Consider the following 25,908-nt stretch of genomic DNA (forward strand, 5'->3'; position numbering starts at 1 on the left):
ACTGCGCCGCCAGCCTGCGGCCGAACCCTTTCTGACAGGAGCGTCCATCGTGAGCCATTTCATCGATCGCCTGAAGTATTTTTCCCGCCCGAAAGAGTCCTTCTCGGACGGACATGGCACCATGGTCCGCGAAGACCGCACCTGGGAAGACGCCTACCGCAACCGCTGGCAGCACGACAAGATCGTCCGCTCCACGCACGGGGTGAACTGCACCGGATCCTGTTCCTGGAAAATCTACGTCAAGGGCGGTCTGGTGACCTGGGAGACCCAGCAGACCGACTACCCGCGCACCCGTCCGGACATGCCCAACCATGAACCGCGCGGTTGTCCGCGCGGCGCCACGTTCTCGTGGTACCTGTACAGCGCCAACCGCGTGAAATACCCGATGCTGCGCGGCCGTCTGGCCAGGCTGTGGCGCGAGCAGCGCAAGACGATGGGCGCCGTGCAGGCCTGGGAGGCCATCGTGTCCGATCCCGACAAGGCCGCCAGCTACAAGTCGGCGCGCGGGCTGGGCGGTTTCGTCCGCTCGAACTGGGACGAGGTCAACGAGATCGTCGCGGCGGCCAACCTCCACACCATCCGCCGCCATGGCCCGGACCGCATCGCGGGGTTCTCGCCGATCCCGGCCATGTCCATGGTGTCCTATGCGTCCGGCAGCCGTTATCTGTCGCTGCTGGGCGGGACGCTGCTGAGTTTCTACGACTGGTATTGCGACCTGCCGCCCTCCAGCCCCCAGACCTGGGGCGAGCAGACCGACGTCAGCGAATCCGCCGACTGGTACAACTCCACCTTCATCATGCTGTGGGGCTCGAACGTGCCCCAGACCCGCACCCCGGACGCCCACTTCATGGTCGAGGCCCGCTACCGGGGCGCCAAGGTCGTGTCCGTGTTCCCGGACTATGCCGAGGGCGCCAAGTTCGGCGACATCTGGCTGCATCCCAAGCAAGGCACCGATGCGGCGCTGGCCTTGGCGATGGGCCACGTCATCCTCAAGGAATTCCATCTGGCGGGCAAAAGCGCCTATTTCGAGCGCTACTGCCGCCAATACACGGATATGCCTTTCCTGGTGCGTCTGGTGCGCCAGGGGGATCGCTACGTGCCCGACCGCAAACTGCGGGCGGCCGACTTTGCCGACCGGCTGGGCCAGGACAACAACCCCGAATGGAAGACCGTCGCCTGCGATCAGCGCACCGGCGCGCTGATCGTGCCCCAGGGGTCCATCGGTTTCCGCTGGGGCCAGCAAGAGGGCGGCGATGCCGGCAAGTGGAATCTCGAACTCAAGGATGGCCGCGGCCATGAGGTTCAGCCGCGTCTGTCCCTGATCGACGCCCACGACGAGGTCGCGCCCGTCGCCTTCCCGTACTTCGGCGGCGTCCATCACGATTATTTCCAGGGTACGGATCATGAAGAAGTGCTGGTGCGCAACCTGCCCGTCAAGCGCATCCAGACCGCCGAGGGCGAAGTCCTGGTCGCCACCGTGTTCGACCTGTTCGTGGCCAACTACGGCATTGACCGGGGCCTGGGCGGGGACAACGTGGCCGCGTCCTATGACGACGACGTGCCCTACACCCCGGCCTGGCAGGAACGCATCACCGGCGTGGACCGCGAAAAAGTCATCACCGTGGCGCGCCAGTTCGCCGACAACGCCGACAAGACCGAAGGCAAGTCCATGGTCATCCTGGGCGCCGGTCTGAACCACTGGTACCACATGGACATGGCCTACCGGGGCATCATCAACCTGGTGTCCATGTGCGGCTGCGTGGGCCAGTCCGGCGGCGGCTGGTGCCACTACGTGGGCCAGGAAAAACTGCGCCCGCAGACCGGCTGGACCATGCTGACGTTCGCCCTGGACTGGCTGCGTCCGCCCCGCCACATGAACGGCACCTCGTTCTTCTACGCGCATACCGACCAGTGGCGCTACGAGAAACTCCAGGTGCCCGAACTGCTCTCGCCCCTGGCGGACGCCTCGAAATACCAGGGCAGCCTGATCGACATGAACGTGCGCGCCGAACGCATGGGCTGGCTGCCCACGGCGCCGCAGTTGCAGACCAATCCGCTCCAGGTGGTGCGCGCCGCCCAGGCGGCCGGCATGGATCCCAAGGAATACGCAGTGAAGGGCCTGCGTGACGGCACGCTGAAATTTTCCTGCGAAGACCCCGACCATCCCGACAACTTCCCGCGCAACCTGTTCGTCTGGCGCTCCAACATCCTGGGCTCGTCGGGCAAGGGGCATGAATATTTCCTCAAGCACCTGCTGGGCACCCAGCACGGCGTGCAGGGCAAGGATCTGGGCGAAGCGGGCGAAACCAAACCCCTGGAGGTCGCCTGGCACGAAGACGCGCCCCAGGGCAAGCTCGATCTGCTGGTGACCCTGGATTTCCGCATGTCCACGACCTGCGTCTATTCGGACGTGGTGCTGCCCACGGCCACCTGGTACGAAAAGAACGACCTGAACACTTCCGACATGCATCCCTTCATCCACCCGTTGTCGGCGGCCGTGGATCCGGTCTGGGAATCGCGCAGCGACTGGGAAATCTACAAAGGCCTGGCCAAGAAGTTCTCCGAACTGGCGGCCGATGCGGACCTGCCCGACGAAGACCTGGTGCTGCAGCCCCTGCAGCATGATTCCCCGGGCGAGCTCAGCGATCCCTACGACGTGCGCGAGTGGCGCAAGGGGGAATGCGACCTGATCCCCGGCAAGACCCTGCCCGGCATGATGGTCGTGAACCGGGATTACAAGCACGTCTACGAGCGCTTCATCACGCTCGGACCCCTGGCGGAGAAACTCGGCAACGGCGGCAAGGGCATCGGCTGGGACACCAAGGAAGAGGTCGAGTTCCTCGGCAAGCTGAACGGCCGCGAACGCGACCCCGGCGTGGGCCACGGCCAGCCGCGCATCTTCACCGACATCGACGCCTGCGAGACTGTCCTGACCCTGGCGCCCGAGACCAACGGCCACGTGGCCCTGAAGGCCTGGGAAGCCCTCTCGAAGATGACGGGCCGCGACCACACCCATCTGGTCCGTTCCAGCGAGCACGAGAAGATCCGTTTTCGCGACATCCAGGCCCAGCCGCGCAAGATCCTGACCTCGCCCACCTGGTCGGGGATCGAGTCAGACAAGGTCAGCTACAGCGCCGGCTATACCAATGTGCACGAGCTCATCCCCTGGCGCACGCTGACCGGGCGCCAGGAGCTCTACCAGGACCATCCCTGGATGCGCGATTTCGGCGAGGCCTTGTGCGTCTACCGGCCGCCCGTGGACACCAAGACCATCCAGCCCATGCTGGACAAGCAATTCAGCAACGGCGAGCCGCACGTGGTGCTGAACTTCATCACACCGCACCAGAAGTGGGGCATCCACTCGACCTATTCCGACAACCTGATCATGCTGACGCTCTCGCGCGGCGGCCCGATCGTCTGGATGTCGGAGATCGATGCGGCCAAGGCCGGCATCGTGGACAACGACTGGATCGAGGTCTTCAACGTCAACGGGGCGCTGGTTGCGCGCGCCGTGGTCAGCCAGCGCGTGCCCGAGGGCATGACCATGATGTATCACGCCCAGGAAAAGATCGTGAACGTGCCGGGGTCCGAGATCACCGGCAAGCGCGGCGGGATCCACAATTCCGTGACCCGCACCGTGCTCAAGCCCACGCACATGATCGGCGGCTATGCCCAGTTGTCCTACGGCTTCAATTACTACGGCACGGTCGGCTCGAACCGCGACGAGTTCGTGGTCGTGCGCAAGATGAAGAAAATCGACTGGATGGATGAAACCCACGAGGTTTCCGCCCAGACACAGGCCTGAGGAGTCCGCCCCATGAAAATACGCGCGCAAGTTGCCATGGTCCTGAACCTGGACAAATGCATCGGCTGCCATACCTGTTCGATCACCTGCAAGAACGTCTGGACGTCACGCGAAGGCATGGAATACGCCTGGTTCAACAACGTCGAGACCAAGCCCGGTGTGGGCTATCCCAAGGATTGGGAAAACCAGGACCGCTGGAACGGCGGCTGGCGCCGCCGCGACAATGGCCGCATCGAGCCGCGCCAGGGCGGCAAGCTGCGCCTGCTGTCGCGCATCTTCTCGAATCCGAACCTGCCCGAGATCGACGACTACTACGAACCGTTCACCTACGATTACGATTACCTGCAGAACGCCCCGGAACGCACCACGCCCCCCGTGGCGCGGCCGCGCTCCCTGATCACCGGCAAGCGCATGGAAAAGATCGAGTGGGGCCCCAACTGGGAGGAAATCCTGGGGGGCGAGTTCGCCAAGCGCTCTCAGGACTACAACTTCGAGGCGGTGCAGAAAGACATCTACGGGCAGTTCGAGAACACCTTCATGATGTACCTGCCGCGCCTGTGCGAGCACTGCCTGAATCCCACTTGTGTGGCCAGTTGCCCGTCCGGCTCCATCTACAAGCGCGCCGAGGACGGCATCGTGCTGATCGACCAGGACAAGTGCCGCGGCTGGCGCATGTGCGTGTCCGGCTGCCCGTACAAGAAGATCTACTACAACTGGAAGTCCGGCAAGGCCGAGAAGTGCATCTTCTGCTATCCGCGCATCGAGGCCGGCCAGCCCACGGTCTGCTCCGAAACCTGCGTGGGCCGGATCCGCTATCTGGGCGTGCTGCTCTACGACGCCGACGGCATCGAGGCCGCCGCCAGCACGCCGCACGAAAAAGACCTGTACCAGGCGCAACTGGACCTGTTCCTGGATCCGGACGATCCGGAAGTCCGCCGCCAGGCCTTGGCCGACGGCATCCCCGAGAACTGGCTGGATGCGGCCCGCAATTCGCCGGTCTACAAGATGGCCGTCGACTGGAAGATCGCCTTCCCCCTGCATCCCGAGTACCGCACGTTGCCCATGGTGTGGTACGTGCCGCCGCTCTCGCCGATCCAGTCGGCGGCCAACAGCGGCCAGATCGGCGCGTTCGGCGAGATTCCCGACGTGCAATCGCTGCGCATCCCCTTGCGCTACCTGGCCAACCTGCTGACGGCCGGCGACGAGGCGCCGGTCGCCACGGCGCTCGAGCGCCTGCTGGGCATGCGCGCCTTCATGCGGGCGCGCTCGGTGGATCGCCAGGAGCGCATGGACATCCTCGACCAGGTCGGCCTGACCCTGCACCAGGTCGAGGACATGCACCGCTACCTGGCCATCGCTAACTACGAGGATCGCTTCGTGGTGCCGACCGCGCACCGGGAGCATGCCGAGAACGCCTTCGAGATCCGGGGGGGCTGCGGCTTCACGTTCGGCAACGGCTGTTCGGGCGGCACGTCCGAGGGCTCACTGTTCGGCAAGCCGCGCAACAAGCGCAAGCCGAGCGTGGTGTTCCTCGATCCGGCCCGCACGGCGTGAGGGGGCGCGCGATGGATGCCCAGACTGCTTCCCGCCAGGCGCCGGTGTTCTCCGTCCTCTCCGTGCTGCTCGGTTATCCCGAGCAGGACTGGCTGGACGCGCTGCCGGAACTGCATGCCGCCCTGCCGGCCGACGTCCGCGTCCGGCTGGCGCCCTTGTTCGATTTCCTGGACCGGAACGACGACCTGATCGATCTCCAGGAGCAATACGTCGCCACCTTCGACCGCCGGGCGGCCCACTCCCTGCACCTGTTCGAGCACGTGCACGGCGAATCCCGCGACCGGGGCCAGGCCATGGTGGACCTGCGCAACGAATACCTCAAGCACGGGCTGGAGCCCGCCGCCACGGAGCTGCCGGACTACGTGCCGCTGTTTCTGGAGTTCCTCGGCCAGATTCCGGCCGAAGCGGCCGAAGCGCTGCTGGGCGACGCCATCCACGTGCTGGCCCGGCTGGGCGACAAGTTGTCGGAGACGGACAGCCCCTATGCCTGCCTGTTCGCCCAGTTGAGGGCCATGACCGATGTCCAGCCCGAGGCCCTGCCCGATCCTCCGGAGGGCGATATGGAAGAAACCCTGATTACCTTCGGCCCTCAGGCCGATGGCACCGAACCCCTGATGATGCGTCGGCCGGCGGGCGGGGATGGTGCGCAGCCCATCGTGTTCCATCCGCCCCGGGCCCGCAAGGGCGGCCCGGATGGCGGCCAGGCCTAGGAGATTCCGATGAAAGCCCATCTTGACCTCTTTTTCTTCGGGGTATATCCCTACATTGCGCTGACCGTGTTTTTCGTGGGCAGCCTGCTGCGCTTCGAGCGCGAGCAGTACACCTGGAAAAGCGACTCCAGCCAGTTGCTGCGGCATGGGTCGCTGCGTTGGGGCAGCAACCTGTTTCACATCGGGATCATCTCCCTGTTCTTCACGCACCTGGTGGGGCTGCTGACGCCGCCCTGGGTCTACCACGCCTTTGGCGTGACGACGCAGTTCAAGCAACTGATGGCCATCGTGGTGGGCGCGATCCTGGGCGTGGTGTGCCTGATCGGGCTGCTGCTGCTGATCCACCGCCGCTGGGTGGAAATCCGCCTGGCCCACAATAGCACTCCATCCGACTGGGTGACCCTGTTGTGGATCCTGCTGGTGCTGGTGGTGGGCATTGCTTCGATCTTCACGTCGGTGCAGCATACCGACGGCGCGGTGATGGTCCAGTTGGGCGAGTGGGCCCAGCGCATCGTCACTTTCCGCGGCGGCGCGGTCGGCGCCCTGGAAGGTGTGCCCGGGGTCTACCGCCTGCACATGGTGCTGGGCATGACGCTGTTCGTGATCTTCCCCTTCACGCGCCTGGTGCATGTGTGGTCGGGCTTCGCCTCGGTCACCTACCTGGCGCGCGCCTGGCAGATCGTGCGGCCGCGCTGAAACAGGACGACGCATCCCCATGATTACCGTCAACGACATGACCATCACCGAGGCCGAGATCCTGGCCGAGGTTCCGCGCCACCGGCGGGAAGCCAATCCCCGCCTGGCCGCAGGCCAGGAACTGGTGCTGCGCGCCCTGTGCCGCCAGCGCGCCGCCGAACTGGACTTGTCGGCCGATCACGACGACGACCTGCTGGAGGCCGTGCTGGCCCACGACGTGCGCACCCCCGAGGCGGACGAGGCCAGTTGCCGGCGTTATTACGAGCAGCATCCCGACGAGTTCCGCGAAGGCGACCGGGTCGAGGCCTGGCACATTCTGTTCCAGGCCACCTCGGGGCTGGATGTGCAGAAGCTGCGCGTCCGGGCCAATGGCATCCTGGCCGAGCTGCACCGCGAGGGCCTGGGATCGTTCGTGTCCTTCGCCCAGCGCTATTCCAATTGTCCGTCTGGGGCCAAGGGCGGCGCCCTGGGCGAACTGTCGCGCGGCGAAATGGTGCCCGAATTCGAGCGGGCGATCTTCGCCCTGCCGGAATACACCCTGGGCGGCGAACTGGTCGAGACCCGTTTCGGGTTCCACATCGTGCGCACCGGCTTCAAGATCGAGGGCCATGCCCTGGCGTTCGAGGACGTGCGCGAACGCCTGGCCGGCTGGCTCGAAGCCGCCAGCCGCCGGCGGGCCGTGCACCAGTATCTGCAGCAATTGGTCGGCGCGGCCCGCATCGAAGGCATTCCGATGCAGGGCGCGGGTTCACCGCTGGTGCAGTAGGGCCGCCACGCTGCGCAGAGGGCGGGTTAGCGGCCTGCCGCCGTGTCAACGAAGGTGCCCAGATCGCGATTGAAGCGTTCAGCTTCCTCCAGGAAGGGGGCGTGCCCCGATTCCGGGTAGAACTTGCCGAGGGCGCCTGGATTCAGGGCCTTGGCCCGGTTGAAAGAGGGCTTGGCCTGAACCAGCGCGTCTTGTGCGCCGTAGATCAATAACAGCGGCTTGTGCAGGGCGCCCAGGCCCTTGCGCGCATCCAGCGTCATGCCGTGCACCGCATTTTGCATGTGCTCGGAAGCCATGGCCGCATTGGCCACCAGGCGCTGGAACGTATCGGCATCAGGCTGCCGGGCAAAGCACAGACTCACGAACTCGCGCTCGGCATCGAGATGGGTCTTGAGATCGGGCGATGCCATTCCTCGGTATGCATGGGGCTGCGGCACGATCTGCTCCGGTTCCAGCTCGATGACGCCTCCCACGTACACAGCGCCGGCGATCTCCTCGTCACCATAGGCGGCCAGATAATTGGTGATCACGGCTGCGCCCAGCGACCATCCCACCAGAACCGGTTGCCGTGCGCCCGATCCGGCGATCACCGCGGCCAGATCATCGGCCCAGCGCCTCCCCTCGCGGTAGGCGTCGGCACGCTCGGGCTGGCCGGATACGCCATGACCGCGCAGATCGAAGGTGATCAGGCGGTAGCGCTGCAGTTCAGGGCTGTTGACCTGCTTTTCCCAGCTCAGATGGCTGCCCAGCAGTCCGTGAATGAAGATGATGGGCTTGCCGTTCGGGTCGCCGGCCTCTTGCACCGCGATGACGACCCCGTCGGGCGCAGTCACGGCATACGGTGGCACGGCGGCCTGGGCCAGCACGGACGCTGCCATGAGGGCGGCTCCGGCAAGCCAGCCCTGCCAGCGGCTGAAGGTATTCAAAGACATCATTGCGAGGCTCCTTCGATTTGAAAGAGCTCAGGCTAAACTCTGACACTAGTGTAAGAGTCAAGCGGAAATGAGAGGGTTCGGCCCATGAAGCAGAGATCGACGGCGGCAATGCTGAAAATCGGCGCCCTGTCGCAGGCCACCGGGGTGAGCGTCCGCGCCATCCGTCACTACGATCAGCACGGATTGCTTGCCTCTGCGCGAGCCGGGAACGGCTATCGGGCATTCCAGGCGGTCGCCATTACGCAGGTCAGGCAAATCCAGCGATTGATCGCCACCGGCTTCAGCCTGCGGGAAATTCGCAGTTTTCCCGATTGCATGCTTTTGATCGAAGGGGCGAAGGCGTGTGCGGACATCACGGATGCCCGGCGCAAGCGGCTGTCGATGCTCGAAAGGCAGATCGAGGCGCTCGAAACACAACGCCGGCGTTTGCGCGCCATGCTGATCGAAAGCGCCGGGAGCGATCAGGATCCGCCGGCATAGCGGGCGCGATGCGCCGGCCGGGCCTGGCCAGGACTAAGTTCGCGCGCTCTCGCGCGCCGGCGCAATGCGGACCGCCGTTGGCGGGAAAGGGGGGATCACGTCGGCCAGGGTATGGGCGTCCAGGTGATCCATGAAGGCCTTCAATGCGCACGCCACGATGGGTTTCAGGCCGCAGCAGCCGCTCAGGATGCAGTGGTTGTCGGACCCCATGCATTCGACCAGCGCCAGGTCGTTCTCCATGTCGCGGATCAGCGCCCCCAGGCGGATGTCTTCGGGTTCGTGGGCCAGTTCCATGCCGCCGTTCTTGCCGCGCACGGTGCGGATCCAGCCATGCTGGGCCAGGCGGTGCGTGATCTTCATCAGGTGCGGTTCGGAAATGCCGTAGACCCGGGCGATCTCGGCAATCGTGCAGAGGCGGTCGCGGTGGCTGCCCAGGTAGATCAGCAGCCGCACCGCGTAGTCGCTCATGTTGGTCAGGCGCATGGCGGGTTCCGTGCGCGCTTCAGCGTGCCTGGGCCGGCTGGGTGGCCGCCCGGGGCGGGGCGGCGGTCGCCGGTTTGTCCGGCCGTGGGCGGATCAGCATCGGCACGAAGCGCCACAGGTACAGGCCCATGCACAGGATCCAGGCGGCGGCGGCCAGGTGCAGCAAGTGCTGGCTGGCTGCGGAGGGCCACAGCGCGGCCAGGCGGAAGACGACGGCGGCGACCATCAGCCAGTAGCTGGCCAGCATGCTGCCGTCCAGGGCCAGGGGGCGGCCCAGATGGCCCAGGGCCGTGCGCGTCAGCATGCCGATGATGAGGATGCAGAAGCCGGCCATGCCGATCAGGTGCACGTGCGTGGCGCTGCGCGCCAGCAGGCCGCGCAGCAGCGCCGGGTCGAGCAGGCCGCTGACCTGGACCGCCGCCACCAGCAGGCCGATGCCGATGAAGGCGTAGCCCAGGTACAGGATCCACAGCATGGGCTTGCGCAGCACCGCCAGCGGGCGCCAGGCCAGCAACTGTCCCAGGCTGATCAGGCCGGTCAGCGCCAGGCTGAAGGCCATCAGCAGCGGCAGGAACGCCGGGCCGGTTGCGGGCACGATCTGCAGCAGCACGCCGCTCGCCAGCGCCAGCGCGCTGAAGACCATCTGGACCTGGCCGGAGCGGGTCAGCATGGGGATCTGCAGGCCTTGCACCATGCGCATGGAAAAGAAGGGGATCACGCGGCGGGCGATCAGCAGGGCGATCACGGCCATGCCGATCAGGCCCAGGTCGAAGCGCTGCATCAGCGTGGCGTAGTTGCCCTCCAGGGCGGCCAGCAGATACAGCAGATCGGCCGCTCCGAGGGCCAGCATCAGCACCGGCAGGCCATAGTTGCGGCGGCTGCGGCCCTTGACCATGACGCGCATCAGGCTGGCAGCGGCGGCCAGGAAGAACAGCACCTCGGCCGCCGTGGCGATCCAGAAGCCCGTCAGGCCACCGGCCAGGAAGCCGATGCGGGCGATCAGCCACAGCAGGCACAGTGCGCCCAGGGGCTTGCCGGCCAGGGGGTTGAAACCGGTCCAGGTGGCGCTGGCGGTGAGCAGGAAACCGACCGCGATGGTGATGATGAAGCCCCAGAGCATTTCGTGGGCGTGCCAGTAGACGTGCGGCAGGGGGCCGTCCAGCGTCTGCGGGGCGAAAATCCACAGGGCGATCGAAATCAGCGCCCAGGCGGCGCCGGCGATGTACAGCGGCCGGAACCCGAGCGCCAGGAAGGCGGTCATGGAGGGCCGCTGCATGGCGGCGGCCGGTTCCTCAATATTGAGCAGGCGGGACATGGGCGTCGAACTCCGTCACGGGTTGGTCGGGTTGGTGGCTGATCTGGTAGCCGTACCACAGGCTGCGGGCGATGCGGCGGGCGAAGTCCTCGGCCTGGGCGGTGAAGGCCGGGTTGTCGAATTCGTCCAGGGTATCCCGGAACAGGTCCAGCCAGCGCACGAACATCGGACCTTCCAGGCCGGGCAGGGCGATGTGGCGCGGCATGGGCGTGCCGCTGTAGGTGCCGGTGCGCCGCAGGAGCGATGACCAGAAACGCACCATGCGTTCCAGGTGCTCGTCCCAGTCGTCGATGTGGGCCTCGAAGATCGGCCCGAGCACGGCATCCTGGCGGACGCGGCGGTAGAAGTGGTGAACGAGGGTGGTGATCTCGTCTTCGGTGCAGACCGGGGTATCTTCCATGCGGCGGGGGGGTGGAATTTACAAAGGTTCATATTATAGATATCTTCATGGGGAACCGCAAAATTCAAGCGGCGGCCCATGGCCCGCAGGCCCGGCGTTCAGTTATGATCGGGGGTCTTCACCCGTCCCCTGGAATGCGCCCCCGCGGCGCTGCTGACGCTTGCCATCATGCCCCAACCCGTCACTCTGTCCTGCGTCATCCCTTGCCTGAACGAACAGGCCAACCTGGGCGTGCTGCTGCCGGAATTGCTGACAGTCCTGGCGCGCCAGGACTGCATGCCGGAAATCATCGTCGTCGACGACGGCAGCACCGACGGCACGCCCGAGCTGATGCGCCACTGGACCAGCCTGCATCCGGAAATCATCTATCTGCGCCTGTCGCGCAATTTCGGCAAAGAGGCCGCCCTGACCGCCGGGCTGGATGCGGCGCGCGGCGACGCCGTGGTCTGCCTGGACGCCGACATGCAGCATCCTCCGGACATGATTCCCCCGATGCTGGCGCGCTGGCGCGCCGGGGTGCACATGGTCTATGCCGTGCGGGCCACGCGTCATGACGAGACCTGGTTCAAGCGGGTCGGCACCCGGCTGTTCTATGCCCTGATGCGCACATCCGACGGCCTGGGCGTGCCGCCCAACGCCGGCGACTTCCGCCTGATGGACCGGGCCGTGGTCGAGGCCCTGAAGCAGCTCCCGGAGCGCGACCGTTTCATGAAAGGCCTGTTCGCCTGGGTCGGCTTCCACTCCGAATCCATGGTCTATACGCCGCCCCAGCGGCTGCATGGCACCAGCCGCTTCCGCCCCTTGAAGCTGCTGCGCTTCGCCGTGGACGGCCTGACGGCCTTCACCACCTGGCCTTTGCGCCTGCTCAGCCTGCTGGGGGCCTGCGTGTCGCTGCTGGCCTTTCTGTACGGCCTGTTCATCATCGTGTCGCACCTGCTCTATGGCGATGCCGTGCGCGGCTGGGCCTCCCTCATCACCGTGATCCTGTTCTTCGCCGGAGTCAACCTGATGTCTCTGGGCGTCGTGGGCGAATACGTCGCCCGCATCTTCACCGAGGTCAAGGGGAGGCCCGTCTATCTGCTGCGCGAACGCGCGGGTTCGGGGCTGGACGGCTCGGGCCCCAGCCCCGGCAGCCGCCGGGATCCCGACGAGTCCGCGCCTCGCCCAGGGCCGACGGCGGTCCCCCCGCCGCGCTATGCGCAGTCGGATGCGGCCGACGATGTCCTCGCCTCCGGAGGCCGCCAGGCATGAAGCTTCCCGTCTTTGGCTCCCGGCTGGTCGATGCCGGCGAATCCGCCTGGCAGCGCCTGCAGGGCCGGCGCGCCTGGCCCTGGGTGGCGCTGTTCACTTTTCTCTGGCTGGCAGCCACGACCTGGATGTATCCGCTGCTGCTGCCCGACGAGGGCCGCTACGTCGGGGTGGCCTGGCACATGCTGGCCTCGGGCGACTTCCTGACGCCGCGCCTGGACGGCCTGCCTTTCTTCCACAAGCCGCCGCTGTTTTACTGGCTGACGGCGGCGTCCCTGTCGGTCTTCGGCGACAACGCCTGGGCCGGACGGCTGTGCTCGGTGCTGGCCGCCACGGCGCTCGTGACGGTCTTCTACGTCTTCCTGCGCCGCTATGTCGGCGGCCGTGCCGCAGGCAGGACGGCGCTGATCCTGGCGGTACAACCCTTTCTGTTCGGCGGCGCGCATTATGCCAACCTCGACATGCTGGTTGCCGCCCTGATGGGCCTGACCGTGATGGCGGGCGCCGATGCGGTGTTTCGCCGCGAGCAATTGCGCTCCGATGCGTGGGCGCTGGCGGCCATGTACGCGGCCGCCGCCGCCGGGTTCCTGGCCAAGGGCCTGATCGGCGTCGTGCTGCCGGGCGGGGTGCTGTTTTTCTGGCTGCTCGGCCGGCGCCGGTACCGCGCCCTGGGGCGTCTGCTGTGGTGGCCCGGCATGCTGCTGTTCCTGGCGCTGACCCTGCCCTGGATGGTGGTCATGCAGGTGCGGCATCCCGGTTTTTTCGATTACTACATCGTCCACCAGCATTTTCAGCGTTTTCTCGAAACCGGCTTCAACAACCCGCACCCGTTCTGGTTCTATGTGCCGGTGGTGCTGGGCCTGACCCTGCCCTGGTCGATCCAGTTGTGGCGCTGGTTCCAGCCCCGGGGGCCGTTGCAGACGGCGTTCGTGCCGCCCGCCCACCGGATCGAGCAGGTCGACCGCCGGGTGCTGCGCGGCCTGATGCTGTCCTGGCTGGCCGTGGTGCTGGTGTTCTTCTCGATCCCCGCCTCGAAACTGGTCGGCTACGTCATTGCCGTGTTGCCGCCGCTGGCCTGGTTCATTCAGGAAACCTTCGAGCAACGGGAAGAATCCAACGCCCCGGGGGCGGGCCGCAGCCTGGTGCGGCATGCCCTGGTGGCCGCCGGGCTGTGCCTGCTGGCTGTGGCGGTGCTGGTGTGGTTCCCGCAGCGCAGCAACAAGCCGCTGGCCCAGGTGCTGGCCGCCGATGCGGCGCCCGGCGACCGGCTGGTGATGCTCGATCAGTACGCCTACGACGTGCCGTTGTATGCCGGCTGGCGCGGCCCGGTGGTTGCCGTGGCGCATTGGGATGACCCGGAGGTCATGCGTGGCGACAACTGGCGCCGCGAGCTGGCCGATGCGGCCGGTTTCGCGCCCGAGCTGGGGGCCGACCGGCTCTGGTCGCCCGAGCGGCTGCAGGCTTATTTGTGCGATCCGGGCCACGCAACGGCCTGGCTGCTGGCCTGGCTGGACGAGGCCGAACGCTATCCGGCGTTGTCGGAACGTGCGCCGGCGGCGCAGACGGCCAAGATGGGCCTGTGGCGCATCCCCGCCGCGGAAACCGTCAATGGCTGTGGCGAAACGCCCAATAGCGCCCCAGAATGAAGGTCATCCCGGCGATGCCGATCAACACCAGGGCCAGCAGCACGTCGTAGCGGATCGCCGTCAGGTGCAGCAGTGTGGCGTAAGCGGCCTCATTGACGGCGAAGCCCAGCGCTGAAACCAGGAAGAACCGCGACGCCGCGCGCGCCAGCGGGGCATGCTGATGGCGGAAGGTCAGGCGGTAGTGGCCCGCAAAAGACACGCCGAAAGCCACCAGCCAGCCGACGACATTGGCCGCAAGCGGCGCCAGGCCGCCCAGGGTCACGCACGCCACGGCGACCGCCCAGTGGGTGGCCGCCGCCGCGCAGCCTACAATGACGAACCAGCCGATCTGGGCAGCGAGTTTTTTGAACATGGATCCCGATTCACAAGCAGCAGGGCAAGGATACCGGCGCATTGTATTGTGCGCCGATGATTTCGGGATGAACCCGGCGGTGAACGCCGGCATCCTGTCGCTGGCCGGACGCGGCCGCCTCTCGGCCACCAGCCTGCTGGTCGACGGCCCGGCCGCGCGCACGGACACCCCCGCCTTGCGAGCCTCCGGTTTGCAGATCGGCCTGCACCTGAATCTCACGGAGTCCTTCGGCCAGCCCGGGCTGTGCCTGCCCCTGGGCGCCTTGATCCGCACGGCCTGGCTGGGCCGTTTGTCCCGCCAGGCCGTGCGCGACGCCGTGCAACGGCAAGTGGCGCTGTTCCAGGACATCACGGGCCGTGCGCCCGACTACGTCGACGGCCACCAGCACGTGCATCAATTGCCGGTGATCCGCGATGCGCTGCTCCAGGCATTGCCCGAGCCGCGCGCCGGCCGCCCTTGGATCCGCGATGTCGGACGGCCCCGCATGGCGGGTCTGCCGCCCCGACTGTGTTTCAAGGCCGTCGTCATCGCCGGTCTGGGTGCCGCCGGTCTGCGGCGGCGTGCGCAGCGACGCGGTCATGCGCTCAATCCCGGCTTTCTGGGCGTGTATGATTTCCAGGGTGGCGTTCCGGCCTACGAGGGCTGGATGCGCCGCTGGCTGGCAGCCTGCCGCGACGGCGACGTGTTGATGTGCCATCCCGCGCTCGGCGCGGAGGGCGCCGATGCCCTGTCGGCGCAGCGCCAGGCCGAACACGAGGTGCTGGCGGGCGCGTTGATGGCGCGGTTGCTGGCGGAACATCACCTGACGATCGAAGGGGCGGTCCGCCGCCCCGAGGAAACCGCATGAACCCGAACTATCAGACCCTGACCCCGGCGTTCTCCGTCGCCCCCCAACTGCAGCCCGCCGACATGCAGGCCCTGGCGGACGCGGGCTTCAAGTCCGTCATCATCAACCGTCCGGATGGCGAGGGCGGCCCCGAGCAGCCTTTGTCCGACGACGTGCTGCGGGCCGCCCGGGCCGCCGGCCTGCAGGCGCGCTATCAGCCCGTGGTCAGCGGCGCCATCACGGCGGCCGACGTCGCCGAGTTCGCCAGCCTGCTCCAGGAGCTGCCGGCGCCGGTGCTGGCCTTCTGCCGTTCGGGCACGCGCTGCACGAACTTGTTCATGGCGGCACGGGAATATGGCCTAGATCAAACTCAGGGCTGATCCGACTGTCCTTTCAGGGGGCCAACGGTTATGCTGATGTCTCCCTGTCAGTGTTTTGGATGATCCGCGTATGTTCAAGAAAATCCTGATCCCCACGGATGGCTCCAAGCTCTCCGCCCAGGCGGCCAACAAAGGCGTCTGCTTCGCCCGGACCATCGGCGCCGAAGTCGTTGCGCTGCACGTGACCCAGCCTTTCGCCGCGACGGTGGGCTTCGACGGCATGGCGGCAGCCTATGCCATCACGGATGAAGATTACGACCGCACCGCCGCAGAGCAGGCCAAGAAATACCTCCAGGCCGTGCTCGACCGGGCCGAGACCGCCGGCGTCAAGGCCACGCCGCTGGCAGTGTCCAATTTCAACGTCGCCGACGGCATCGTGCATGCCGCTCAATCCGAGGGCTGCGACCTGATCTTCATCGGCAGCCATGGCCGCAGCGGCCTGTCGCGGCTGCTGCTGGGCAGCGTCACGGTCAAGGTGCTGGGGCTGGCCAAGGTCGCGACCCTGGTCTACCGGGTCAAGGAAAACGACTGATCCCATGCCCCGCGTGATCCACCACCGGCCCGATCCGGCGCTGGAGGGCCATGACGCGGCCCGGGCGCCGGACGGCACGGTGCTTGATGCCCGCGGGCGTCCCTTGCGCGATTTGCGCATCTCCGTCACGGACCGCTGCAATTTCCGGTGCACCTATTGCATGCCGCGCGAGCTGTTCGGCGCGGATCATGTCTTCCTGCCTCACGAGGCCTTGCTCACCTTCGAGGAAATCACCCGTGTCGCCCGGATCGCCCTGGCCAACGGGGTGCGCAAGATCCGCCTGACCGGCGGCGAGCCTCTGCTGCGAAAACAGATTGAGATCCTGATCGGGATGCTGGCCGCCTTGCGTACGCCGGAAGGACAGCCGCCGGACCTGACCCTGACCACCAACGGCACGCTGCTGGCGCGCAAGGCCCGGGCGCTCGCGGACGCGGGGCTGTCGCGGGTCACGGTCAGCCTCGACGCCCTGGACGATGCCTTGTTCGAGCGCATGAGCGACAGCCGCGTGCCGGTGGCCACCATTCTCGAAGGGATCGAGGCGGCCGCCGCCGCCGGCCTGGCGCCGGTCAAGGTCAATATGGTCGTGCGCCGGGGCATGAACGACGGCCAGATCCTGCCGATGGCGCGTCGCTTCAGGGGCAGCGGCCACACCCTGCGCTTCATCGAGTACATGGATGTCGGCAATACCAACGGCTGGCGCATGGACGAAGTCGTCACCGGCGCGGAAATCGTCCGGATGATCGCCGCGGAGTTTCCCCTGCAGCCGCTGCAGGCCGGCTACCGGGGCGAAGTCGCGGCCCGATGGGCCTATGCCGACGGCGCCGGCGAGATCGGCCTGATCACCAGCGTGTCGCAGCCTTTCTGCGGAGACTGCACGCGACTGCGCCTGTCGCCCGAAGGGCGGCTGTTCACCTGTCTGTTCGCCGAACAGGGCCACGACCTCCGCGCCCTGCTGCGCGCCGGCGCCGACGACGCGGCCTTGGCGCGGCGCCTCGCGGGCATCTGGCAGTCCCGCGACGACCGCTATTCCGAGCGGCGCGGCGAAGCCCACCGCGACCACAAAATAGAAATGAGCTATATAGGGGGATGAGACAGGACACATAAGGGTCCCTGCGGACCCTTATGTGCCTGTCGAATCGGAGCGCCTTGCAAGGCGCGACGTGGAGAGATGCCACGGCGTGAAGATGGCCCTGTGCCTGTCGAATCGGAGCGCCTTGCAAGGCGCGACGTGGAGGAAATGAAGTGTTCGACGGCCTGATTCTGGCGGGCGGTCAATCCCGGCGCATGCGCACCGACCGGGAACCGCAGATCGACAAGGGCTTGATGCCGTGGCGCGGCGAACCGCTGGTCGCCCAGGCCTCCCGTTTTCTGCAAGCCCAGGGCGCGGAAACCCTTTGGATCAGCGCCAATCGTCATCCAGACGATTACGCCGCCTATGGCACGGTCGTGCGGGACGATCCCGACTACGCGGGATGCGGCCCCCTGGCCGGCGTGCTGGCGGGTCTGCAGCGGGCGCGCTCATCCTGGTTGTTCGTGTTGCCGGTGGACGTATTGCGCTGGCCCGCCGACCTGGGCGCGCGCCTGGGTGCGGCGGCCGAGCCCGGCCGTCCGGCCTATGCCTGCACGCCCGACGGCCCGCATCCGCTTTGCCTGATGGCGCATCGCACCCTGGCGGATGGATTGCGGGCCTTCCTGGAAGCGGATGGCCGTCAGGTCCAGGCCTGGCTGCGCGAGTGCGGTGCGGTGGCCGTGGATTTCCCTGAGGCGGATGCCCTGGTGAACCTGAATACCCCCGAAGACTGGGCCCGCTGGCGCTGACCCGGCCCCGGTGTTCAGGAGAGCCAGTCGGACAGGGCCATCCAATCGACTTCCGCGCCGGTTTCCAGCCGTGTATCCGCAGGGATGCGGGCCAGCCCGTGCGCCCAGGCCAGACTGCCGAGCGCGCCCGAGCTTTGCTGCGTGTGCGGCGTCAGCCGGGGCAGGCCGGCGGCGCCTTGCGCGGCCTGGACGCGCAGGAAGTCGTCGCGCGTGCCGCCGACGGGCCGGGGCGTCTGCAGAATGCCGCGTCTCACGGGGGGCAGCACGTCGCGCCGGCCCTGCAGGCCGCGGATCAGGGGGCTGACCAGCAAGGCGAACACCGCGAAGGCCGAGACTGGATTGCCGGGCAGGCAGACCACCGGGCGGCCGTTCAACTCGGCCAACGCCACCGGCTTGCCCGGTTTCATGCGCACGCGCCACAGATCCAGCACGCCTCCCAGGGCTTCGATGGCGGGTTTGACCAGATCTTTTTCACCGACGGAAGCGCCGCCCACGCTGAGCACTAGATCGCAGTCCTCATTCAGCTCGGCCAGCGCCCGGCGGGTGGCCTCGGCGTCGTCGCGCGCGTGGCGCAGCGTCGGGGCGGCCGTGCCCAGGCCGCGGCACAGACTGGCGAGCATCGGTGCGTTGGAGTTGTAGATGGCGGCCGGCGGCAGGGGATGGCCGGGGGGGATGAGTTCGTCGCCGGTGGTCAGGATGCCGACCGTCAGGCGGGGGAAGACGGCCGCCTTGTCGTGGCCCTGGGCGGTCAGTACGGCCAGGTGGCCGGCGTCCAGGCGGGTGCCTTCGGTGAGGACGGTCTGGCCCGTGCGCATGTCTTCGCCCCGGCGGCGGATGTGCTGTCCGGGCGCGGGTGGGGCGAGGACGGTGATCCGGCCCTCGTCTTCGCGGCAGTCTTCTTGCATGACGACGGTATCCGCGCCTGCGGGGATCACGCTGCCGGTGAACAGGCGGATGGCCTGGCCGGGCAGCAAGGGCTCGGGGGCCTGTCCTGCGAAGCAGCGCTGTTGCACCGGCAGCGTGGCGCCAGGGGCGGCTGCGTCGGCGGCGCGCAGCGCGTAGCCGTCCATGGCGCTGTTGTCGGCGGGCGGCAGGTCCAGGACGGCGACGATATCCTCGGCCAGTACGCGGCCGTACAGCGCATCGAGGGGCAGGGTTTCGCGTGTGGCTGGCGCGCGTCCGCGCGCCGCCAGCCGATCCTGGGCGGTATCGAAGTCAAGCATGATCAGGGGTCCGTACGTGCGCGGTAGGCGCTGGCGAAATTGCAGGGGGGGTGGCGGCTGTCGAGCTGGGAGAGGAGAATTTTTTCCCAGGCGAGGCGGCAGGCGCCCGTCGAGCCCGGCAGGCAGAACACCAGGGTGTCGTTGGCCGTGCCGCCCAGGGCGTCGGACTGCAGCGCGGAGGCGCCGATGTCCAGCCAGGACAGATGGCGGAACAGTTCGCCGAAACCGGAGACGGCCTGGTCCAGCAGCGGCGTGACGGCGGAGATGGTGGATTTGCCGTGGGTGAAGCCTGTGCCGCCGTTGCTCAGGATGACCTGGATGGCGGGATCGGCGATCCAGTCGCTGAGGACTTTGCGGATCTGGTAGCGGTCGTCGGGGCACAGGGCGCGGGCCTGCAGGACGTGGCCTGCGCCGCTCAGGGCGTCGGCCAGGTAGTCGCCGGTCGTATCCTCGGCGGCGGAGCGGCGGCTGGAGATTGTCAGCACCGCGCAGCGCAGGCTGACGGGCGGCAGGGCGGGGTTTGCTTTCATGGCGCGTCCCGGGGCGGATCCCATTGGGCGGTTTTCTCGGCGTCGGCGGCCTGCTGCTCGACCCAGAACGCCCGGCCGTCGGCCAGGGTTTCGCGTTTCCAGAAGGGCGCGCGGGTCTTGAGGGCGTCGATGATGTATTCGCACGCCTGGAAGGCTTGGCCGCGGTGGGCGGCGGCGGCCCCGACGAAGACGATGGGGTCGCCCAGCGGCAGTTCGCCGACCCGGTGGACCACCACCGTGTCGAGCACGCTCCAGCGCTGCTTCGCCTGATCGCACAGCGTCTGGATCTCGCGTTCGCACATGCCTGGGTAGTGTTCCAGGAACAGGCTGCGCGATCCAGCCTCGGGGCTGTAGTCGCGCACCATGCCCAGGAAGTACACCAGGGCGCCGGCGCGGCCGTCCGTGCGGGCCTGAAGCAGGGCGGTCAGTTCGGCAACGTCGAAGCGTTCGGTCTGGATGCGGATCATGATGCGTGCGAATGGCCCTAGCCGCCCGTGACGGGCTCGAACACGGCGACTTCGTCGCCCGGGCGAATCGTGGCGGTTCGTGCCGCGTGCTCCTGGTTGATGGCGAGTTTCAGACGGATCGAAGGCCCCAGGGCGGGGCAGCGCGCCGCCAGGGCGTCGAGCCAGGCGCCCGCCTGGACAGGGGCTTCCAGGGCTTGGGTTTCGCGCCGCAGGCCCATGTGTTCCGCGACCTGGGCGAAATACAGGACTTCAATCGTTGTGCCAGTCGCCACTTTTGCCTCCGGTTTTGCTGAGCAGTCGGATCTGCTCGATGACGATGCCCTTGTCGGCGGCCTTGCACATGTCGTAGACCGTCAGGGCGGCGACGGAGCAGGCCGTCATGGCCTCCATTTCGACGCCGGTCTGGTGGCAGGTGCGGCTGGTGGCGCGGATGGTCAGCGTGCGGCTGGCCTCATCGGCCGAAAAATCCACCCCGACGAAGCTCAGCGGCAGGCTGTGGCATAGGGGGATCAGCTCGGCGCACCGCTTGGCGGCCAGAATGCCGGCAATACGGGCCGTGCTCAGGACCTCGCCCTTGGCGTTGGCCTGGGCCGACAGCAGGCCCCAGGCGTGGGCGTTCAGGCGCACCCGGCCTTCGGCCACGGCCGTGCGGTCGGTTGCGGTCTTGGCGCCGACGTCGACCATGCGGACCTGGCCGTTTTCATCCAGATGGCTCAGGGCGGGGGAAAGATCGGTTTTGCTCATGGTCCTATGATAAACGAGGACGCCGCCGTGCAGAATGCGCCGCTGCTATGATGTTTGCTTGAGCGCATCGCCCGGTGCCGGCGGCGCTCCAGACCGGAATCCCGCATGGCCAAGACGATCGGCGCTTTCTTTTCCCTGTACCTGGCGACCCTGATCCTGTTGCTCAGTTCGGGGCTGTTCAATACTTACCTGGGCTTGCGGCTGACCGCCCTGTCCGTGTCCGAAGTCTGGGTCGGGGCGATGATCGCCGCATACTACCTGGGCCTGGTGCTGGGCGCCCGGGTCGGTCACCGGCTGATCATCGGCGTGGGCCATATCCGCGCCTATGCGGCCTGTGCGGGGATGGTGACCATCACCGTGCTGCTCATGATCCTGGTCGATGGGTTGTGGGTCTGGCTGGCGCTGCGTTTCGTGGCGGGGGTGGCCATGGTCAGCCTCTTCATCGCCATCGAAAGCTGGCTCAACGAGCAGACCGAGAACGCCTCGCGGGGCACCGTGTTCGGTTTCTACATGGTTGCGTCCTGTCTGGGCACGGTGCTGGGCCAACTGGTTCTGGGCCTGTTTCCGGCGCTGGATGCGCAGCCGCTGGTGTTCGTGGCGATCTGCAGCGTCCTCAGCCTGATCCCGGTGACGCTGACGCGGCGCCTGCACCCGGCGCTGCAGGTGCCGGCCCCCCTGGCCCTGCGCTACTACGTGGCGCGCGTGCCCCTGTCCTTGACCGTGCTGTTCCTGGCCGGCATGCTGACGGGCGCGTTCTACGGCCTGGCCCCCGTCTACGGCTTGCAGCATGGCATGGACAATCACCAGGTGGGGGTGTTCCTGGCGGTGTCCGTGGCCGCCGGCCTGGTGTGCCAGTGGCCGCTGGGCTGGCTGGCGGACCACATGAGCCGGGTGAAGCTGATCCGCATCGGCTCGCTGCTGTTGTTGTGCCTGGGGGTGCCTTTGTGGGGCTGGTACGATTTTCCCTATCCGGCGCTGGTGGCGTTTTCCGGCGTGCTGGGGATCATCCAGTTCACGCTTTATCCCATGGGGGCGGCCTTCGCCAACGACAACGTCGATCCCGAACGGCGGGTGGGCCTGAGCGCCCTGCTGTACATGGTCTACGGCCTGGGCGCCTGCCTGGGGCCGCTGGCGGCGGGCGCCCTGATGCGGGTCTGGGGGCCGGATGTGTATTTCGTCTTCGTGTCGGCCTGCGCAGCCTTGCTGGTGGTGTTCATCCGCGAGCAGAAGGTCAAGGGCACGCATCGCAGCGAGGACGCTCCCACCCAGTTCGTGCCCATGGCCGACACGCTGCAGAACTCCAACGTGATGGCCGTCCTGGATCCGCGCGTCGATCCGCAGCGCGACATCTCGCACGATCCGGTGATCGACGATCCCCTGGCCGCGCCGCCCGACGATCAGGCCTCCGGTTCAGAACCGGCGCCGGGCGCCGCATCCGGCCCGGGGCCGGCCGCAGGGTCTGCGGGCTCAGCGGGGGAACAGTAGCACGATCGCGCCTAAGGCCAGGCCGATCCCCGCCATGTTCAGCGTGCTCAGGCGTTCGCGGAACACGCCCGCGCCCACCAGCGTTCCGATCGAGATCACGCCGATGTTCATGGCGGCGAACACCAGGGTCGGGTTCTCCGGGAAGGTCTGGTGCGCGCGGATGTAGAAGTAGATATTGCCGAAGTTCAACCCGCCCAACAGCATGCCTGCCGCCAGGCTGCGGCCGTGCCAGCGGGTGCGCCGGAACGCCAGCCACAGGCCCATCAGCAGGCCGGCCAGGATGAAGCTGAGCAGCAGACTGCCGGTAAAGCCCGCACCGATGTGCGCCATCTGCTTGAACAGGATGTCAATGCAGCCGTAGCCCGCCCAGACGCCCAGCAACGTCAGCCATCCGCGCGATGCGCCCCGGGTTTCGTCGTCGGGCCGCGTGGCGGCTTCGCCGGCCGGGGCCGCGCCATCGCCGGCGGTCCGCGGACGCGCCAGCAGGCAGGCCAGGGCGCACAGCGCCAGGGCGATGCCGAGCAGCTTGCGGCCCGATGCCGCTTCGTGGAACACCAGGAAGGCGGCCAGCAGCGGCAGAATCAGCGACAGGCGCTGGGCCGTGTCGCTGCGCACGATTCCGGCCCTGCGCACGGCGGCCGCCATGATCAGAAAGACGCTGGGCAGCAGCACCCCCAGTAGGCCCAGGATCATCCAGACCTCCGGCGACTGGTCGAACAGTGTGTCCAGAGGCGGGCTCAGCAGCCACAGGCAAAGCGCCGTTGCCGTCGCATAGTTCACGGCAATGGCCTGGTCCACGCGGATGTCGCGGCTGCGCGCCAGTTTCAGGAAGATCGAGACGGCGACACTGAAGGAAATGCTGAAGATCAGGGTGTGCATGATCGGAAATCGGGCTGGAGATCGGGAATTGGAGGCCTTCCGCGCCGGAGTCAGACCGTGCTGGCGGCGGTTTCATCCAGAGCGAGGGCGGCGGATTCGGTGCCGGGCATCGGCACCAGCCCCAGGCGCTCGAACAGCCGGGCGTCGGCCTGCGCCTGCGGGTTCGGCGTGGTCAGCAGCCGTTCACCGTGAAAGACCGAATTGGCGCCGGCCATGAAACAGAGCGCCTGGGTGCTGTCGTGCATGGTCTCGCGGCCCGCGGAAAGCCGCACCACGGCGCGGGGCATGACAATGCGGGTCACGGCGATCGTGCGCACGAATTCGATGGGATCCAGGTCGGGCGCATCGGCCAGGGGGGTGCCCGGCGCTTTGACCAGTTGGTTGATGGGCACCGATTCCGGATAGGGATCCAGGCGGGCCAGGGCGGCGATCAGGCCCGCGCGGATCTCGCGCGACTCTCCCATGCCGACGATGCCGCCGCAGCAGACCTTCAGCCCGGCCTCGCGGACACGGTGCAGCGTGTCCAGACGGTCCTGGAATCCCCGGGTGCGGATGATCTCGCCATAATATTCCGGCGCGGTGTCCAGATTGTGGTTGTAGTAGTCCAGGCCGGCCGCCTTCAGGCGCTCGGCCTGTCCGTCCTTGAGCATGCCCAGGGTGACGCAGGTTTCCAGCCCCAGCGCCTTGACGGCCTGCACGTGCTCGATCACCTGGTCCAGTTGACGTTCGGTCGGCGACCGCCAGGCGGCGCCCATGCAGAAGCGCTGCGCCCCGGCATCCCGGGCCTTGCGCGCGGCTTCCAGCACCTGATCCAGCGGCATCAGCGGCGCCGCCTCGACTTCGGTGTGGTAGCGCGACGATTGCGGGCAGTAGGCGCAGTCCTCCGGACAGGCGCCGGTCTTGATCGACAGCAGGCTGGATTGCTGGACGGCATTGGCCGGGTGGTGTTCCCGGTGCACTGTTTGTGCTTGCAGCAGCAGGTCGTTGAAAGGCAGGGCGAACAGATCCAGGATAGCCTGGACCGGCCAGGCAGGTGCCAGGGTTTCGTGGCGGACGCGGGCGTGCATGACGGACGGACTCCGGAAAGTGGCGGACAGCCCGGATCGTAGGCGGTGCGGCCGCCCTCCTGCAAGCGCGAACGGCCGGCAATCTGCCTCGAATTTTCGGGTAAATGCGCGATCTTGCCGTCTATTTTGTGATAGCGGCTTCGGCATGCGGGATTTCGGCCCGATTTCTACGGGCGCCTGGAGATGTAAAGAGATGTGATTTCAGAGGGGCAAAACGACGGTGGGGCCTGGCCGGAATCGGGGAAAACCGGTCGATCTCAAAAAAATCGGGGCTCGCTTGCACACGAAAAAAAATTCGTGCATAATCTCGTTTCTTCGTTAACGAAGCCCTTGTTTGGGGGTATAGCTCAGCTGGGAGAGCGCTTGCATGGCATGCAAGAGGTCAGCGGTTCGATCCCGCTTACCTCCACCAAACTTTCGTTGTCGAATGTCCTGTCCCCTTCGTCTAGAGGCCTAGGACACCACCCTTTCACGGTGGGTACAGGGGTTCGAATCCCCTAGGGGACGCCAGGATTTTCTGGCACCGCTGCGGAGCGGTAGTTCAGTTGGTTAGAATACCGGCCTGTCACGCCGGGGGTCGCGGGTTCGAGCCCCGTCCGCTCCGCCAAAAGATTAAAAAAGCCCAATAGTTTAACAGCTATTGGGCTTTTTGCACTTTTCCGGCTGGCAGGCCGCCCCGCCTCTCTGGCTGGCTGCTAGGATCTCGTCACCTTATCAGGAGCGCTATGGCATTGAGCGAACTGGAACTTGCAAGGGTGCATCGCACGATGGATGCCTATATTGCACGCCGCCGCCCTCGACCAGAGATCCGGGATGAATTGGATATTGGTTATTCCGTTGAAAACCAATCCGTCATCGTGCATGAGGATCGCCGGCTATACGATGGCTCGCGAATGATTGAACCCGTCGCAAAGGCGACATGGGTCAAAACACAAAGGATCTGGAAAATCTTCTGGATGCGAGCCGACCTCCGGTGGCACGGCTATGAGCCCCTGGCCGCGGCGCGGACCTTGGACAAAGTGCTGGAGGAGATCGATGCGGATCCCTACGGTTGCTTCTGGGGGTAAGCGTCAGCCGGAAGCTCACTTGACGATCTTCGCGCCTTCCCGCCCTTTGCCAAGCGAGACCCACTCCAAAAAATGAGCAATCCAATATGACGGTTACCATTTACGGCATCAAGAACTGCGACACGATGAAGAAGGCCTTCGCGTGGCTGGGTGTTCAGGGCATCGATTTCACATTCCACGATTATCGTGTCGCGGGCATCACCCGCGCCGAAGTGGCGGCGTGGGTCGCCGAAGCAGGGCTCGACAAGGTGCTGAACAAGGCGAGCAAGACGTTCCGAGCCCTGCCCGAAGCGGTACGCGGCGGTCTGGATGAAACCAGCGCGATCGACCTGATGGTCGCGGAGCCGACGATGATCAAACGCCCGGTGCTGAAGATGCCGAATGGCATCGAAGTCGGTTTCAAGCCCGAGCGCTACGCAACGATTTTCGGTCTCTGAGCGCGCGGTGAACGATTGGGTGGCCTCGTCGGGGCGATTGTTGCAGCGAGTCGCTGGCTGCCG

Annotated in this window: 28 protein-coding genes and 3 tRNA genes; 19 read left to right on the top strand and 12 right to left on the bottom strand. The window is 66.7% G+C overall.

Going from position 1 to position 25,908, the window contains the following annotated elements:
- Positions 1-49 precede the first annotated feature (49 nt).
- From ABRZ00_RS08285 to ABRZ00_RS08305, 5 genes are read left to right on the top strand one after another with little or no spacing between them, the layout of a single operon-like run.
- Positions 50-3,805, top strand: coding sequence for a nitrate reductase subunit alpha (locus ABRZ00_RS08285; protein WP_368642356.1), 3,756 nt, complete (start codon positions 50-52; stop codon positions 3,803-3,805).
- A 12-nt stretch (positions 3,806-3,817) separates the two neighbouring features.
- Positions 3,818-5,359 (top strand): nitrate reductase subunit beta, encoded by a 1,542-nt coding sequence (gene narH, locus ABRZ00_RS08290; RefSeq protein WP_368642355.1) that lies wholly within the window; start codon positions 3,818-3,820, stop codon positions 5,357-5,359.
- 11 nt (positions 5,360-5,370) lie between these two features.
- Positions 5,371-6,069: a nitrate reductase molybdenum cofactor assembly chaperone gene (narJ, locus tag ABRZ00_RS08295; protein WP_368642354.1), complete on the top strand. Its 699-nt coding sequence runs from the start codon at positions 5,371-5,373 to the stop codon at positions 6,067-6,069.
- A 9-nt stretch (positions 6,070-6,078) separates the two neighbouring features.
- Complete coding sequence (gene narI, locus ABRZ00_RS08300; RefSeq protein WP_368642353.1) at positions 6,079-6,765, top strand: respiratory nitrate reductase subunit gamma; 687 nt, start codon at positions 6,079-6,081, stop codon at positions 6,763-6,765.
- A 19-nt stretch (positions 6,766-6,784) separates the two neighbouring features.
- Positions 6,785-7,531: a peptidylprolyl isomerase gene (locus ABRZ00_RS08305; protein WP_368642352.1), complete on the top strand. Its 747-nt coding sequence runs from the start codon at positions 6,785-6,787 to the stop codon at positions 7,529-7,531.
- A 26-nt stretch (positions 7,532-7,557) separates the two neighbouring features.
- On the opposite strand, the gene ABRZ00_RS08310 is transcribed toward ABRZ00_RS08305, so the two are convergent.
- Complete coding sequence (locus ABRZ00_RS08310) at positions 7,558-8,463, bottom strand: alpha/beta fold hydrolase (RefSeq protein ID WP_368642766.1); 906 nt, start codon at positions 8,461-8,463, stop codon at positions 7,558-7,560.
- An 87-nt stretch (positions 8,464-8,550) separates the two neighbouring features.
- Here ABRZ00_RS08310 and ABRZ00_RS08315 point away from each other — a divergent pair, with 87 nt between their 5' ends.
- Positions 8,551-8,946: a MerR family transcriptional regulator gene (locus ABRZ00_RS08315; RefSeq protein ID WP_368644211.1), complete on the top strand. Its 396-nt coding sequence runs from the start codon at positions 8,551-8,553 to the stop codon at positions 8,944-8,946.
- A gap of 33 nt (positions 8,947-8,979) precedes the next feature.
- On the opposite strand, the gene ABRZ00_RS08320 is transcribed toward ABRZ00_RS08315, so the two are convergent.
- From ABRZ00_RS08320 to ABRZ00_RS08330, 3 genes are read right to left on the bottom strand one after another with little or no spacing between them, the layout of a single operon-like run.
- Entirely contained in the window at positions 8,980-9,429 is a 450-nt protein-coding gene (locus tag ABRZ00_RS08320; RefSeq protein ID WP_368647666.1) for an Rrf2 family transcriptional regulator, read from the bottom strand.
- Positions 9,430-9,448: 19 nt separating this feature from the next.
- Complete coding sequence (locus ABRZ00_RS08325) at positions 9,449-10,744, bottom strand: NnrS family protein (RefSeq protein WP_368644213.1); 1,296 nt, start codon at positions 10,742-10,744, stop codon at positions 9,449-9,451.
- The gene (locus tag ABRZ00_RS08330) at positions 10,722-11,144 is read right to left on the bottom strand and encodes a group III truncated hemoglobin (RefSeq protein WP_343836548.1); all 423 of its coding nucleotides are present in this window, start codon (positions 11,142-11,144) and stop codon (positions 10,722-10,724) included. Before ABRZ00_RS08330 ends, ABRZ00_RS08325 begins: the two co-directional genes overlap by 23 nt.
- Before the next feature lie 168 nt (positions 11,145-11,312).
- On the opposite strand from ABRZ00_RS08330, the gene ABRZ00_RS08335 reads away from it, so the two are divergent.
- Positions 11,313-12,395: a glycosyltransferase family 2 protein gene (locus ABRZ00_RS08335; protein ID WP_368642348.1), complete on the top strand. Its 1,083-nt coding sequence runs from the start codon at positions 11,313-11,315 to the stop codon at positions 12,393-12,395.
- Positions 12,392-14,038, top strand: coding sequence for an ArnT family glycosyltransferase (locus ABRZ00_RS08340; RefSeq protein ID WP_368642347.1), 1,647 nt, complete (start codon positions 12,392-12,394; stop codon positions 14,036-14,038). Before ABRZ00_RS08335 ends, ABRZ00_RS08340 begins: the two co-directional genes overlap by 4 nt.
- Here the strand turns inward: ABRZ00_RS08340 and ABRZ00_RS08345 are convergent.
- On the bottom strand, positions 13,998-14,390 hold the full coding sequence (locus ABRZ00_RS08345) for a GtrA family protein (protein WP_368642346.1): 393 nt from the start codon (positions 14,388-14,390) through the stop codon (positions 13,998-14,000). The genes ABRZ00_RS08340 and ABRZ00_RS08345 overlap by 41 nt on opposite strands.
- Here ABRZ00_RS08345 and ABRZ00_RS08350 point away from each other — a divergent pair.
- From ABRZ00_RS08350 to mobA, 5 genes are all read left to right on the top strand, one after another.
- Positions 14,389-15,237, top strand: coding sequence for a ChbG/HpnK family deacetylase (locus ABRZ00_RS08350; RefSeq protein WP_368644214.1), 849 nt, complete (start codon positions 14,389-14,391; stop codon positions 15,235-15,237). The two genes, ABRZ00_RS08345 and ABRZ00_RS08350, sit on opposite strands and share 2 nt — an antisense overlap.
- Complete coding sequence (locus tag ABRZ00_RS08355; protein ID WP_368642344.1) at positions 15,234-15,596, top strand: TIGR01244 family sulfur transferase; 363 nt, start codon at positions 15,234-15,236, stop codon at positions 15,594-15,596. The genes ABRZ00_RS08350 and ABRZ00_RS08355 overlap by 4 nt, the downstream gene beginning before the upstream one ends.
- 70 nt (positions 15,597-15,666) lie before the next feature.
- Positions 15,667-16,128, top strand: coding sequence for a universal stress protein (locus ABRZ00_RS08360; protein ID WP_343836535.1), 462 nt, complete (start codon positions 15,667-15,669; stop codon positions 16,126-16,128).
- 4 nt (positions 16,129-16,132) lie between these two features.
- The gene (gene moaA / locus ABRZ00_RS08365; RefSeq protein WP_368642343.1) at positions 16,133-17,218 is read left to right on the top strand and encodes a GTP 3',8-cyclase MoaA; all 1,086 of its coding nucleotides are present in this window, start codon (positions 16,133-16,135) and stop codon (positions 17,216-17,218) included.
- Between the two features lie 152 nt (positions 17,219-17,370).
- Positions 17,371-17,946: a molybdenum cofactor guanylyltransferase MobA gene (gene mobA, locus ABRZ00_RS08370; protein WP_368642342.1), complete on the top strand. Its 576-nt coding sequence runs from the start codon at positions 17,371-17,373 to the stop codon at positions 17,944-17,946.
- Between the two features lie 14 nt (positions 17,947-17,960).
- On the opposite strand, the gene glp is transcribed toward mobA, so the two are convergent.
- The 5 genes from glp to moaC are packed head-to-tail and all read right to left on the bottom strand — an operon-like array spanning position 17,961 to position 20,910.
- Positions 17,961-19,169, bottom strand: coding sequence for a gephyrin-like molybdotransferase Glp (glp, locus tag ABRZ00_RS08375; RefSeq protein ID WP_368642341.1), 1,209 nt, complete (start codon positions 19,167-19,169; stop codon positions 17,961-17,963).
- A gap of 2 nt (positions 19,170-19,171) precedes the next feature.
- On the bottom strand, positions 19,172-19,699 hold the full coding sequence (gene moaB / locus ABRZ00_RS08380; protein WP_368642340.1) for a molybdenum cofactor biosynthesis protein B: 528 nt from the start codon (positions 19,697-19,699) through the stop codon (positions 19,172-19,174).
- A complete protein-coding gene (locus ABRZ00_RS08385; protein WP_343836525.1) occupies positions 19,696-20,166 on the bottom strand; it encodes a molybdenum cofactor biosynthesis protein MoaE in 471 nt (156 codons plus the stop codon). The genes moaB and ABRZ00_RS08385 overlap by 4 nt, the downstream gene beginning before the upstream one ends.
- 17 nt (positions 20,167-20,183) lie before the next feature.
- Positions 20,184-20,438, bottom strand: coding sequence for a MoaD/ThiS family protein (locus ABRZ00_RS08390; protein WP_343836523.1), 255 nt, complete (start codon positions 20,436-20,438; stop codon positions 20,184-20,186).
- Positions 20,416-20,910 (bottom strand): cyclic pyranopterin monophosphate synthase MoaC, encoded by a 495-nt coding sequence (gene moaC / locus ABRZ00_RS08395; RefSeq protein WP_368642338.1) that lies wholly within the window; start codon positions 20,908-20,910, stop codon positions 20,416-20,418. Before moaC ends, ABRZ00_RS08390 begins: the two co-directional genes overlap by 23 nt.
- A 105-nt stretch (positions 20,911-21,015) precedes the next feature.
- On the opposite strand from moaC, the gene ABRZ00_RS08400 reads away from it, so the two are divergent.
- Positions 21,016-22,395: an MFS transporter gene (locus ABRZ00_RS08400; protein ID WP_368642337.1), complete on the top strand. Its 1,380-nt coding sequence runs from the start codon at positions 21,016-21,018 to the stop codon at positions 22,393-22,395.
- On the opposite strand, the gene ABRZ00_RS08405 is transcribed toward ABRZ00_RS08400, so the two are convergent.
- Together ABRZ00_RS08405 and bioB are read right to left on the bottom strand one after the other, a co-directional pair.
- Entirely contained in the window at positions 22,378-23,277 is a 900-nt protein-coding gene (locus ABRZ00_RS08405; protein WP_368642765.1) for an EamA/RhaT family transporter, read from the bottom strand. The two genes, ABRZ00_RS08400 and ABRZ00_RS08405, sit on opposite strands and share 18 nt — an antisense overlap.
- A gap of 47 nt (positions 23,278-23,324) precedes the next feature.
- On the bottom strand, positions 23,325-24,341 hold the full coding sequence (gene bioB / locus ABRZ00_RS08410; protein ID WP_368642336.1) for a biotin synthase BioB: 1,017 nt from the start codon (positions 24,339-24,341) through the stop codon (positions 23,325-23,327).
- Positions 24,342-24,677: 336 nt separating this feature from the next.
- On the opposite strand from bioB, the gene ABRZ00_RS08415 reads away from it, so the two are divergent.
- From ABRZ00_RS08415 to ABRZ00_RS08435, 5 genes are all read left to right on the top strand, one after another.
- Positions 24,678-24,753, top strand: a tRNA-Ala gene (locus ABRZ00_RS08415).
- 22 nt (positions 24,754-24,775) lie between these two features.
- A tRNA-Glu gene (locus ABRZ00_RS08420) sits at positions 24,776-24,851 on the top strand.
- 20 nt (positions 24,852-24,871) lie between these two features.
- Positions 24,872-24,948 (top strand) — tRNA-Asp (locus tag ABRZ00_RS08425).
- A 124-nt stretch (positions 24,949-25,072) separates the two neighbouring features.
- Positions 25,073-25,408 carry a DUF3024 domain-containing protein gene (locus tag ABRZ00_RS08430; RefSeq protein WP_368642335.1) on the top strand — a complete coding sequence of 112 codons (336 nt, stop codon included), beginning with the start codon at positions 25,073-25,075 and terminating at the stop codon, positions 25,406-25,408.
- An 86-nt stretch (positions 25,409-25,494) separates the two neighbouring features.
- Positions 25,495-25,845: a Spx/MgsR family RNA polymerase-binding regulatory protein gene (locus ABRZ00_RS08435; protein WP_368642334.1), complete on the top strand. Its 351-nt coding sequence runs from the start codon at positions 25,495-25,497 to the stop codon at positions 25,843-25,845.
- The last annotated feature ends 63 nt before the right edge of the window (positions 25,846-25,908 follow it).

The organism is Castellaniella ginsengisoli (genome assembly GCF_040955415.1).
Lineage (GTDB): Bacteria > Pseudomonadota > Gammaproteobacteria > Burkholderiales > Burkholderiaceae_B > Castellaniella > Castellaniella ginsengisoli.